General features: G+C 72.1%; 6 protein-coding genes. 3 read left to right on the plus strand and 3 right to left on the minus strand.

Features of this window, described 5'->3' with window-relative positions; translation table 11 throughout:
• Nucleotides 1-27 precede the first annotated feature (27 nt).
• On the minus strand, nt 28-3,549 hold the full coding sequence (locus H9624_RS14755) for a PQQ-dependent sugar dehydrogenase (RefSeq protein ID WP_251840660.1): 3,522 nt from the start codon (nt 3,547-3,549) through the stop codon (nt 28-30).
• Nucleotides 3,550-4,013: 464 nt separating this feature from the next.
• Between H9624_RS14755 and H9624_RS14760 the strand changes: the two genes are divergently transcribed.
• From H9624_RS14760 to H9624_RS14770, 3 genes are all read left to right on the plus strand, one after another.
• Complete coding sequence (locus H9624_RS14760; protein ID WP_251840661.1) at nt 4,014-5,753, plus strand: pyruvate dehydrogenase; 1,740 nt, start codon at nt 4,014-4,016, stop codon at nt 5,751-5,753.
• 109 nt (nt 5,754-5,862) lie between these two features.
• The gene (locus H9624_RS14765) at nt 5,863-9,303 is read left to right on the plus strand and encodes a serine hydrolase (RefSeq protein ID WP_251840662.1); all 3,441 of its coding nucleotides are present in this window, start codon (nt 5,863-5,865) and stop codon (nt 9,301-9,303) included.
• A 43-nt stretch (nt 9,304-9,346) separates the two neighbouring features.
• Nucleotides 9,347-10,027 carry a hypothetical protein gene (locus tag H9624_RS14770; protein WP_251840663.1) on the plus strand — a complete coding sequence of 227 codons (681 nt, stop codon included), beginning with the start codon at nt 9,347-9,349 and terminating at the stop codon, nt 10,025-10,027.
• 39 nt (nt 10,028-10,066) lie between these two features.
• Here H9624_RS14770 and H9624_RS14775 read toward each other — a convergent pair whose 3' ends face one another.
• Nucleotides 10,067-11,122, minus strand: a complete 1,056-nt coding sequence (locus H9624_RS14775) for a zinc-dependent alcohol dehydrogenase family protein (protein ID WP_251840664.1) — start codon at nt 11,120-11,122, stop codon at nt 10,067-10,069.
• An 82-nt stretch (nt 11,123-11,204) separates the two neighbouring features.
• On the minus strand, nt 11,205-12,452 hold the full coding sequence (locus tag H9624_RS14780; protein ID WP_251840665.1) for an MFS transporter: 1,248 nt from the start codon (nt 12,450-12,452) through the stop codon (nt 11,205-11,207).
• Between the last annotated feature and the right edge of the window lie 10 nt (nt 12,453-12,462).

Here is a 12,462-nt window from a genome sequence, read left to right on the forward strand (position 1 = left end):
CCCCCCCCCCCCCCACGGAGGGGTTGACTACTTGACGACGAGGCTCGTGATGACCGAGCTCGCAGTCGTGTTGGCGGTCGCCTTGTGCGCGACGGTCAGCGAGTAGGTGCCGGCCGCGAGCTTGGGCAGGGTGACGACGGCGTCACCGTTCTCGTCGAGCGTGGCGCTGAGCATCGCCACGGTCGACACACCGCGCTTGACCTGGACGGTGACCTCTCCGTCACCGGCGAGGCCGGTCTCCGTCTCGGCGTGGACGTTGACCTTCGCCGCGACAGCGGGCTTGACCGAGGCCACGTCGGCGGTGACCGAGGTCGCCGCCTTCGTGACGATGAGCCGCGCGGTCGTGGAGGAGACCTTGAAGGTCTCGTCGGCCTGGTAGGTCACCCGCAGGGTGTGGGTGCCCACCGCGAGCTCCCGGTCGAGCTCGACCGTGGCGGAACCCTCGCTCAGGGTGGCCCGGCCGACCTCCGTGGTGCCGCTGGTGACGACGACGACGCCGGACGGCGTGCCGCCCTCACCAGAGACGGTGACCGCGACCTCGCCCGGCGCGCCGTACACGGCCCGCAGGGAGGAGACCGAGGCCTGCGTCACCGAGTCGACCGTGGGCTCGTTCGGGGCCGAGCGGTCGATGGTGAAGGACACCTCGCCCACCTGAGACACGTTGCCCGCGGTGTCGGTGGCCCGGTACAGGACGTTGTAGACGCCGTCGTTGTTGAACGTCACGCCGTACTGCTGGTTGGCGGAGAGGTTCGACCACGACTGGCCGCCGTTGACGGAGTACTGCACCGACTGCAGCGCACCGTTGTCCACGGCCTGCACCGAGAGGCGGACCGGCTGGTTGAACACGCCGCCGACACCGGTGGGGGTGGCCGGGGCCAGCGTGTGGGCGACCGTCGGGGCCTGGACGTCGGCGACGCCGGCGCCCACCATCGTGAGGCTGTCGACGGCGAGCTCGTCGGCCGAGGTGACGAACAGCGCGCCGGTGCCCTGCGGGGCGCCGGTGAGCGCGACGGAGACGTCCTTCCACCCGGCGCCGGCAGGGATCTGCGCGACGGCGAAGGGCGCGGCGTCGGCCGCACCCCAGCGGAGCTGGACCTGGCCGGCACCGTTGGCGCGGACGTCCACGCTGTCGATCCCGGAGAAGTTCACCGGGTCGTAGCGGAGGAAGTCACCGCTGCCGAGGCCGCGGACGGCGCTGCCGCCGCTCGCCTCCTCGTCGGCAAAGACGACGACACCCTGGCGACCGATGGCGTGCTCGGCCTGCTGGAGCTTCGGGTTGAGGCGCACCGTGGCCTCGCCGACCGCCGCCGGGACGCCGTCGTGGCCGCCGTCGCGGTAGGTGACGACGATGGCGCCGTAGAGCAGCGCGCCCGCGCCGTGCTCCGGGGAGTTCACGTCCGTGCGAATCCCGGTCTGGCAGCCCGTGCCCGAGAGCTCGGGGTGGGCGTGCTCGTCGTGGCCGAGGCCGTAGGTCCAGCTCACGCGGGAGCACACGGTCTCGTTGCCGTCCTCGGCGTCCTGGGTGGTCACCTGCATCGGGACGACGTTGCCCCAGTCGAAGAAGCCACCGTTGACGGGGTTGTTCACGGTGACGACCGGGGCCTGGTTGCCCACGGAGATCTGCTGGGAGGTGAGGCCGAACTTGCCCTGCGCGTCCGTCACCCGCAGGCGGGCGAAGTACAGGCCGAGCTCGTCGTAGGTGTAGGACGCCTCGACGCCGGTGGCGTCGAAGGTGCCGTCACCGTCGAAGTCCCACTCGTAGGTGAGGGCGCTGTCCTCGGGGTCCGTCGACGCGGACGCGTCGAACTGGACCTCGAGCGGAGCCTCGGAGGAGGAGATCGGGGTGGCCGTGAACGCAGGGCGCGGGGACTTGTTGCCCTCGGCGTAGGAGATCCGGTAGAGCCCGGCGTCCGGGTTGGCCCGGAAGTAGCCGTCGCCGTAGTCGAGGACGTAGAGCGAGCCGTCGGGACCGAACTCGAGGTCGATCGGGTTGTCGATCCACGGGACGTCGTCGAAGGTCATCTGCCGGTTCGGCATGAAGTCCTCGACGTGGGTGACCTCGAAGGTCTCCCAGTCCACGGTCAGCGCGGCGATGTAGTCCTGCGCCCACTCACCGAAGAAGTTCTTCTTGTCCCAGTACTCCGGGAACTTCGCCGTCGAGGGGTTCTCGGCGTCGTAGTGGTAGACCGGGCCGCCCATGGGGGCCTGGCCGCCGCTCGTGCCGAAGTTGACGAGCTCGTCGAAGGGCTGGTCGCCGGGGCGGTCGCCGTAGTACACCGTGGCCGCGAAGGCCGGCGGCAGCTCGACCAGGCCGTTGTTCCAGCGGGAGTTGTTGCGGAGGTTCTCCGGGTCGAAGAACTCACGCGGCGTCGACGTGGCGTAGTCCCACTCGTTGTACGGGGCGTTGGGCCCGTGCACGTAGGGCCAGCCGGCGTTGACCGGGCTGTCGAGCGGGATGACGTTCCACTCGACGTAGCCCATCGGGCCACGGTTCGGGTTGGCTGCGCCGGCGTCCGGACCGTAGTCACCCCACGAGAGGGAGTTCGTGCCGGGGTCGACCTCGATGCGGAAGGGGTTGCGCGCTCCCATGACGAAGATCTCCTCGCGGACCTTGTCACGGACGTCGTCGTACTCCTCACCGGTGAAGAGGTTCCCCTCCGGGACGGTGTAGGAGGTGCCGGGACCGGGCTCGACGCCCTCGTCGATGTCGGCGAGCGGGGCGATCCGCAGGATCTTGCCGCGCAGGTCGTTGGTGTTGCCGGCGCCGCGGCGGGCGTCGAAGCCCGGGTTCATCCCCGGGGCATCGTTGTTCGGCGCGTAGCCGCTGGCGCCCGGCGTCGAGGCCGGGGTGTTGTCACCGGTGCTGAGGTAGAGGTTGCCCTCGCCGTCGAAGTCGATGTCCGCACCGACGTGGCAGCACTGGCCGCGCTGGGCCTCGACCTTGATGATCTCCTCCTCGGAGCTCAGGTCGAGGGCGTTCGCCTCGTCGTCCCACTGGAAGCGGGCCAGCAGGTTGTAGCCGAGCCACTGGTCCCAGTAGGTCACGTCCTGCCCGGCGGGCAGCGAGTTCGGCGCGTTGCCGGACGGGGTCCGCGCCGGGTAGGGACGCCCGGTCGACGGGGAGACTCCCGAGAGCTCGACGGGCGCGTACACGAGGTACACCCAGCCGTTCTCCTCGAAGTCGGGGTCGAGGGCGATGCCCTGCAGGCCGTCCTCGGAGTTCGCGTACACCGGGATGTTGTTGATGGTCCGCGTGACGCCGGAGCCCGGGTCGGTCAGGCGGATGGCGCCGTTGCGGGCCGTGTGGATGACCCTGCCGTCCGGCAGGATCGCCATGTCGACCGGCTCGCCGACGTCCTTGGTCAGAGTGGTCTTCTCGTAGTTCGACCAGTCGAGCGCCGCCTCGGCGCCCGGCTCGGCAGCGTGGTCCACGCCGTCGTGTGCCGTGGCCGGCACACCCGCCGCGACCAGGCCGCTGACGGTGAGGAACCCGGTGACCGCTGCGGCGACGCCGCGTCGCAGTCGTGACCGGGAGTTGTTAGCATTCATCTGTGGTGCAACTCCTTTACAGGTGTTGTTCACGGGGACCGGGCCCTTACGTCCGTGCAAAGAGGTGGGGGCCCGGTCTGTCCTGTCGAGCGACCGGCGTTGCCGGTCGACGTGTCGTACCTCCTTCTGGTTCGTGCACGCCGCGACGGTGCGGCAGTGAGGCTGGGTCTAGCGGACCGCGGGTGCGGTAGGACGGGTAGCTTCGCGATGAAGCGTCCCCGGACGAGAGGTGTCGGCGGGTACCGACCGGTCTGCGTTGACCATGCCGCTGAACCTAGGGACAGTTATGGCAGGCTGTCAACCAAAAGTTCACCAGTCAAGACGAGCGCTTTGGTCAAGCGAGTAGGTGAACTAGTCGAAGGAAGGAGAAGCCTCCTCCGGTGGTCGGACCGGGACGCTCCTCGACCTGCGAGGCGGTCGCGCGCGGGCGACGATCGAGGCCCGCCCATCCCTGAAGGAGCACCATGGCCACGAGCATCGCCGAGCACCTCGTCCGCCAGCTCGCCGCCGCCGGCGTCGAGCGCGTCTACGGTATCGTCGGGGACTCCCTCAACCCGGTGGTCGACGCCGTCCGGCGCACCGCCGGCATCGAGTGGGTGCACGTCCGCCACGAGGAGGCGGCGGCCTTCGCCGCGGCGGGCGAGGCCGAGGTGACCGGGCGGCTCGCCGTCTGCGCCGGGTCCGCCGGACCGGGCAACCTCCACCTCATCAACGGCCTGTACGACGCCAACCGCTCACGCCTGCCCGTCCTCGCCATCGCCTCCCACATCCAGAGCAGCGAGATCGGGACGCAGTTCTTCCAGGAGACCCACCCCGACCGCCTCTTCACCGAGGCCTCCGTCTTCTCCGAGCTCATCACCACCCCCGCCCAGCTGCCGCGCGTCACGCGCAGCGCGATCCAGCACGCCGTCGGCACGCCCGGCGTCGCCGTCCTCACCCTGCCCGGCGACGTCGCCGACGCCGAGCTCGACGACGACGGTCAGCACCTCGTCCCCGCCACCGGTGCGGCCACCCTCGTCCCGGCGGAGGAGGACGTCGCCGCCCTCGCCGAGGCGATCAACGCCGCGCGGAGGGTCACGCTCTTCGTCGGCGCCGGGGCGCGCGGCGCCCGCACCGAGGTGCTTGCCCTCGCCGAGCAGGTCGGCGCGCCGGTGGGCCACTCGCTGCGCGGCAAGGAGGTCATCCAGTACGACAACCCCTACGACGTCGGCATGTCGGGCCTGCTGGGCTACGGCGCCTGCCAGGACGCGATGGAGGGGGCCGACCTCCTTGTCCTCGTGGGGACCGACTTCCCGTACACCGACTTCCTGCCGGCCGGCGTGCGCACCGCCCAGATCGACGTCGACGTCACCCACCTCGGGCGGCGCACGCGCCTGGACGTGCCCGTCCACGGCGACGTCGGCGCCACGCTGCGCATGCTGCTGCCGCTCGTGCGGCGCAAGAAGTCGCGGGCCTTCCTCAAGGACATGCTCAAGCGGCACGAGAAGGTCATGACGAAGGTCGTCGGCGCGTACACGCGCAAGGTCGAGAAGCACCGCCCCATCCACCCGGAGTACGCGGCGGTGAAGCTGGACGAGGCCGCCGGGCCGGACACCGTCTTCACGGTGGACACCGGCATGAACAACGTGTGGGCGGCGCGGTACCTCACCCCCAACGGCCGGCGGCGGGTCATCGGCTCCTTCCTCCACGGCTCCATGGCCAACGCCCTGCCGCACGCGATCGGCGCCGCCTTCGCCGACCCGGGCCGCCAGGTCGTGGCACTGGCCGGTGACGGCGGGCTGTCGATGCTTCTGGGCGAGCTCGTCACCCTGCGCCACTACGACCTGCCGGTCACCGTCGTCGTCCTCAACAACGCCTCCCTCGGGATGGTCAAGCTCGAGATGCTCGTCGAGGGCCTGCCCCACCACGCGACGGACTCCCCCGCCGTCGACTACCGCCGGGTGGCGCAGTCGCTGGAGATCCCGGCGGTGCGGGTGGAGGACCCGCGCGAGCTCACCGACGCCTTCCGGGACGCCTTCGACCGGTCCGGTCCGGCGCTCGTCGAGGTCATGACCGACCCGAACGCGCTCTCGATCCCGCCGAGCATCTCGGCGGGGCAGGTGAGGGGCTTCGCGACGTCGATGACCAAGCAGATCTTCGGCGGCGGCTCGGGCGAGGTCATGGCCATGGCGCGGTCCAACCTCCGCAACATCCCCCGCCCGTAACTCCTTTGCGCGACGGCGAGACATACGTCAACCCTTGACGCGACTGCGGCCCTTCGTCACAGTGGTCGGTGCCGGCGAGGACGCCGGGGACCTACGGGAGGGGATGGTCATGCGCAGGCTGCTTGCTGTCGGTGCGACGTTGGGCGTCGTGATCACGGGGGCGGTGCTCCCCGCCGCGGGAGTGCCGGACGACCGGGTGGGCTGGGACCGCACCGGCGCCACACAGCGGGTGCTGCGGGACGGCACCGCGGAGGAGGTGGGGCTGATCGCCCGTGAGCTCGAGCGGATCGAGCCCGCGCTCCGCGAGGGCCTCACCCGCGAGCCCACCCCCTTCTACCCCGGTGCGGTGGCGCTGGTCGCCGCGGAGGGGGTCGTCGTCGAGCGCACCGCGGTCGGTCACGCCGTGCGGTGGGCGGACACGACCACCGAGCTGCCCGCCGAGGAGCAGGTCGAGATGCGCACCGACACGATCTTCGACCTCGCCTCCCTGTCCAAGCTCTTCACCGCCGTCGCCGTCATGCAGCTCGTCGAGGCCGGCGAGGTCGAGCTCGCCGACACCGCCGCCTCCTACGTCCCCGCCTTCGCCGCGAACGGCAAGGAGACCATCACCGTCGAGCAGCTCCTCACCCACACCGCCGGCCTGCCGGCATGGATCAACCTGTGGAGCGCGCCGGACGAGGCCGCCGCGCTCCAGCGGGTCTGGGACGTCACGCCGACGAGCACCCCCGGGACCGGTTACCTCTACAGCGACCTCGGGCTCATCACCCTCGGCGAGATCGTCGAGCGGGTCTCCGGCCAGGGGCTGGACGCGTACGTCGCCGAGCACATCACCGGCCCGCTCGGGATGAGCGACACGATGTACAACCCGCCGGCCGAGCTGCTCCCGCGCATCGCCGCCACCGAGTACCAGGCGACCCCGGCCCGCGGGCTCGTCCACGGCGAGGTCCACGACGAGGCCGCCTGGCGCCTGGGCGGGGTGGCCGGGCACGCCGGCGTGTTCTCCACCGCCGACGACGTCGCCGTCTTCGGCCAGATGCTGCTCAACGGCGGCAGCTACGACGGCGCCCGCGTGCTCGAGGCGGCGACGGTCGAGCAGATGATGCGGGACTACACCGGCCAGCTCTCCTCCTCCCACCGCGGGCTCGGCCCCGAGCTGGAGGCGTGGTTCTACCACGACGTCCTCACGAGTGCGGAGTCCGCCGGGCACACCGGGTTCACCGGCACGTCCCTCGTCATCGACCCGCACACCGAGACCATCGCGATCCTCATGACCAACCGGGTCCACCCGAGCCGCGACTGGGGCAACATCAACCCCGTGCGCCGCGCGGTCGCGCGCGCTGCGGGCCTGGCCCGCCCGATGACCGGCTTCACCCGGGGCGCCGCCTGGTACTCCGGCATCGGCGACGCCATGGAGCACACGCTCACCGTGCCGGTGACGCTCGACGGGGACGACGAGCTCGTCGTCGACCTGTGGTTCCACACCGAGCCGACCGACCTCCTCCACGTCGAGGCCTCCACCGACGACGGCGCCACGTGGCAGGCCCTTGACGGCACGCTCACTGCCGGCGGGCACACCGTCGCGGCGGCGGGCAGCGTCTCGGGCGACGGCGAGGACCGCTGGTGGGAGGGCCGCTTCGACCTCGCGGGCCTCAGCGGTGACGTCCAGCTGCGGCTGCGCTACGCGACCGACGCCGTCTACTCCGGCCGCGGCGTCTACGTCGACCGGATCCAGGTCCCGGGGACCTTCGACGACTGGGACCTCACCGACCGCGAGGCGATCGCCACCGAGGGCTGGACGCGGGTCACCGCGGACGGCTCGGCCGCACCCGAGCCGGTCGAGGAGTGGCGCGGGTACTGGGTCGACGCCTTCAACCCCGGCATCTACGACGCCGCCCAGGTGAGCGCGCTCGTCGCGGACGCCCAGGAGGTGGGGGCCAACGCCCTCATCGTCCAGGTGGGCCGGCGCTACGACTGCTTCTGCAACGACGCCCTCCTCCCGCGCACGGACGCCGCGATCGCGCCCGCACCCTACGACCCCCTCGCCGAGGTCATCGAGCAGGCCCACGCCGTCGGCATCGAGGTCCACGCCTGGGTCAACGCGACGACGCTGTGGAACTCCGCCACCCCGCCGCGCTCCCCCGAGCACGCCTTCAACCAGCACGGGCCGAGCGCGCAAGGGCGTGACCGCTGGCTCAACAAGCGGGCCGACGGCGTCGAGCAGGTCGGCGCCAACACGTGGATCGACCCCGCCCACCCGGACGCCGTCGACTACTTCGCCGACGCGGTCGGCTCGATCGTCGAGAACTACGACGTCGACGGCGTCAACCTCGACTACATCCGCTACCCCGACCACAGCGCCGACGAGAGCCAGAACGAGTGGGGCTACTCCGAGGTCTCCCTCGCCCGCTTCGCCGCCCAGACCGGCCGGACCGACGTGCCGGCACCGGACGACGAGGAGTTCTCCGACTGGCGCCGCGACCAGGTGTCCGGACTCGTCCGCAAGGTCTACGCGCGGATGTACGAGCTCGACCCGCAGGCGCGGCTCAGCGTCGACGGCATCACCTACGGCTTCGGCCCGCAGAGCACGCCGGGGGGCTGGGAGGGCACCCGCACCTACGCCAACGTCGCCCAGGACTGGCGCGGCTGGCTCGACGAGGGGATCGTCGACACCGTCACCGCGATGAACTACAAGCGGAACTGGAACCCGGACCAGGCGCGGATGTTCGCCGAGTGGACCGAGGCCCTCGTCGAGTACCGCGGGGACCGGCACGTGGTCAACGGCCCGGCGCTCTACCTCAACGAGGTGGCCGACTCCGTCGTCCAGGCGCGGCTCACCCGGGAGGCCGGCGCCGACGGCTGGTCCGGCTACTCCTACGCCAACGCCTCCCTCACCGCGAACGCCACCGCGGACCGCGCGGTCAAGGACGCCGAGCGGGAGTCGCTGGCCACGGCACTGCGGACGGAGGTCTTCACCGAGGAGGCCGCCGTGCCGGAGATGACGTGGAAGACCCGGCCCACGACGGGCCTGCTCACCGGCACCCTCGAGAGCGGCGCCGACGGCGCGACCGTGACCGTGAGCGGCCCGGAGGGGACGACGACGACGGCGCGCACCGACGGCAGCGGCTGGTTCGCCGTCGTCGACCTCTCCCCCGGGAGCTACGTCGTCACGGCCGACGGCGCGGAGCCGGCGGAGGCGACCGTCACCGCCGGTGAGGTGACCGACGTCGAGCTCGGCCGGGCGGCACCGACCGACCCGGCGGAGGCGCTGGCGGGGCTCGCCGCGAGCCTGGACGGCTACGTCGCGTCGGGCGACGTCGCGGGACCGATCGCCCACCAGCTCGCTGCCGCCCTGGAGCAGGCCCGGACCCACCTCGAGGCCAGCCGGGAGGCGACGGCGGCACGCATGCTCGAGCGGGTGCTGCGGCACCTCGACGGCCCGCGGCGCCCCGACACGCTGACCGAGGACGCGCGTACCGACCTGCGCGCGCAGACGGTCCACGCCCTCGGGCTGCTCACGCCGATCCCCTCAGCCGTTGCGGGCGCCGTGTGACAGGGGCCACACTATGCAGACGTCGAAAGTGTGAGGTGACGTCGTGGACGCCGACATCGAGATCCTGCCCATGCTGTCGCGGGGCAAGCACCGCAGTCCGCGCAGGGGCGCCTGCTTCATGGAGCTGGCCTCCTACCTGGCCGGTGAACGGTGGAGCGACAAGCCCGCGTGCACGCATCCGCTGCTCGCCCATCTGGCGCGGCTCGTCAACGACCTCACCGAGGACGCCGAGCGGCCCCGGCTCGCGACGCTGATCCCGGCGGTCATCGGGCTGCGCAGCGAGGACCCGCGGTGGGACGACGAGCTCACGCTGCTCGCCGCGTCCAGGGCCCTGCCGGTGGTGAGCGAGCACCACCAGCGGGCCCTGGCGGTGGGCATCCTCAGCTGCGAGCGACGGCGCGCCGAGCGGGTGGGGTCGGACACCGGCCTGCACCCCGCGAGCCGCCGCGCGCTCGAGGCGGTGCCGCTCGCCGAGCGCTGGGCCCGCGCCTTCGTCGAGCAGGTGGGGGGCGTGGGCGCCCACCACCCGGGCTCCGCCGTCGTCGAGATCGCGACGGTGGGACTGGCCACGGCCTGCGTCACCGACCCCTCGGCGATGCTGCGCGACCTGCTCGCCGACGCGATCACGCTGTGCGAGCACCTCGCGGGGCGCGAGGAGCAGCGGCGCGAGCCGCTGGTGCCCGCGCAGTGGCGCGAGGTCGTCACCCCCGCCCCCGTGCGCTGAACGCCGGGTACGCCGCTGGCGGCGTACCCGGCGCCTGGCTCAGCGCGAGATGGCCATCTTCATGGCCTTGGTCTCCGCGGCTCGCCCGAAGGTGTCGTAGGCGTCCATGAACTCCCCCAGCCGGAAGCGGTGGGTGACGAACTGCTCGGGGTGGAGCTTGCCCTGGGCCACGAGCTTGAGGAGCATCGGGGTCGTCGTCGCGGACACGAGACCGGTGGTGATGGCGATGTCCTTGATCCACAGGTCCTGGATCGGCAGCTCGACAGCGGCGCCGTGGACACCAAGGTTGGCGACGGTCCCACCGGGACGGACGAGGTCGATCGCGGCCGCGAAGGTGGCGGGCACGCCGACCGCCTCCATCGAGGTGTCCACGCCGAGGCCGTCCGTCATCGCCATGACCTCGTCGCGCCAGCCCTCCCGCCCGTTGTTGACGGTGTCGGTGGCCCCGAACGTCCGCGCCAGCTCGAGACGGTTGTCGTCGAGGTCGATGGCGATGATGCGGGAGGCGCCGTACAGGCCGCTCGTCATGATCGCCGACAGGCCCACCGGCCCGGAGCCGATGACGGCGACGACGTCACCTGGCTTGACGCGCCCGTTGCGCACACCGATCTCGAAGCCCGTCGGCAGGATGTCGGAGAGCATGAGACCGGCCTCGTCGCTCACGCCCTCTGGCAGCTTGTGCAGCGAGTTCTCGGCGAAGGGCACACGGACGTACTCCGCCTGGGTGCCGTTGATGAGGTGGCCGAAGATCCAGCCGACGCCAGAGGCGCCCTCGTCGTGCAGGCAGTGGGACGGGAGCCGGCGCTGGCAGTAGGAGCATGAGCCGCAGCTGGACACGCAGGAGATGATGACGCGGTCCCCCACCGCGAGTCGGTTGACGGCCGAGCCGACCTCGACGATCGTGCCGACGCCCTCGTGGCCGAGGATGCGGCCCTCCTGGACAGCGGGCACGTCCCCCTTGAGGATGTGGAGGTCCGTGCCGCAGATGGTCGTCGTGTCGACCTGGACCACGACGTCGGTCGCGTCCACGATCGTCGGGTCCGGCACCTCCTCCCACGCCTTGGTGCCCGGACCGTGGTAGACAAGCGCCTTCATGACGAGCTCCCTCCTCGACGTGGGCGCGGCATCGCGCCCTGCCTGTGAACCTACTCGCGAGCCGGGCGACCGAGGTGGGACCTCAGGCCCTGGCAGGCAGCCCCGGGACGACGGCCTCCTCCAGCTCGCGCCGCTTGCGGTGCAGGGCGGCCCGCAGGACGAGGGACAGGAGCAGCGCCGCGGTGCCGGCGACGACCGTCACCCGGTAGGCGCCGGTGTAGCCCGCGACGTCGGCGAGCCGGCCGGCCGTGCTCGAGCCGAGCGCGTAGCCGAGGGAGGTGGCGGCGGCGAGGATCATCATCGCCGCGCCGAGCCGCGAGGGGTCCACGACCCGCTCGCACGCGGAGTACAGCGTGATCATGTAGGGCGCCACCGCCAGGCCCAGCACGGCGAGGACGGGGGCGAGCGCGCCCAGCGAGCCGACGACGAGGAGCGGCAGGGTGAGCACGGCCAGGCCCGCCGCGAAGACGGGCAGCCGGTCGGCGAGGCGGAAGCGCACGGGCAGCATGACGATCGCCAGGCCCGCGACGACGCTCCCCACGCCGAGGACGGCGTGGAGCAGCCCCGCGAGACCGGGCTCCCCGGCCTCGGTGGCCATCGCCGTCGTCCCGGCCTGGACGGAGCCGAAGATCGTCCCGACGATGAGCTGACCGGCGCCCAGGCCGACGAGGAGCGCACTGATCCGGGGGCCGGTGGCCCCGCCCTCGCCGCGGTGCCCGCGCACGAGCTGGACCGTGGGGTGGACGGCGAACCACGTCGCGAAGACGGCCAGGCCGCCGGCGGCGACGAGGAGCGCACCGGCCGGGGAGACCAGCGCCGCCATCGTGCCGACGATGGCCGGGCCGAGGACGAAGCCGGCCTCGTCCGCCGCGCCCTCGTAGGAGAAGGCGGTCGACAGGAGCGTGAAGCGCTCCTTGCCGCGGGTCTTGGCGAGCTCGCGCCAGCGCACCCGGGCCATCGTGCCGATCTGCGGCACGAACATGCCCGCGACCCCGCTGACGACGGCGAGCAGCTGCCACGGCACGTCCTGGCCGGAGAGGACGACGAGGGCGACGAGCGCGAGCGAGCCGCCCGCCGACTGGACGAGGAGGACGGGGCGCTGCCCGATCCGGTCGGTGAGCGTCCCGGCGACGGGCGAGGCGACCGCGTTGACGATGGCGAAGGCGCCGGCCGCGGCGCCGCCGCCGCCGTAGCTGCCGCTCACCTCGGCGACGAGGAGGAGCGTGCCCATCTGCGCCATGGCGAGGGGCAGCCGCGCGACGAGCGCGACGACGACGTAGAGCGGACCGGTCAGCGAGAAGAGGCTGCGGTAGGAGGACAGGGCGGACAATCGGTCTCCA

This window comes from Oceanitalea stevensii (assembly GCF_014837105.1).
Lineage (GTDB): Bacteria > Actinomycetota > Actinomycetes > Actinomycetales > Actinomycetaceae > Oceanitalea > Oceanitalea stevensii.

Excerpts from the sequence above, each read along its gene's own strand:
- H9624_RS14765 (WP_251840662.1), top strand. The coding sequence starts at position 5,863 with ATGCGCAGGCTGCTTGCTGTCGGTGCGACGTTGGGCGTCGTGATCACG.
- H9624_RS14755 (WP_251840660.1), bottom strand. The coding sequence starts at position 3,549 with ATGAATGCTAACAACTCCCGGTCACGACTGCGACGCGGCGTCGCCGCA.
- H9624_RS14775 (WP_251840664.1), bottom strand. The coding sequence starts at position 11,122 with ATGAAGGCGCTTGTCTACCACGGTCCGGGCACCAAGGCGTGGGAGGAG.
- H9624_RS14760 (WP_251840661.1), top strand. The coding sequence starts at position 4,014 with ATGGCCACGAGCATCGCCGAGCACCTCGTCCGCCAGCTCGCCGCCGCC.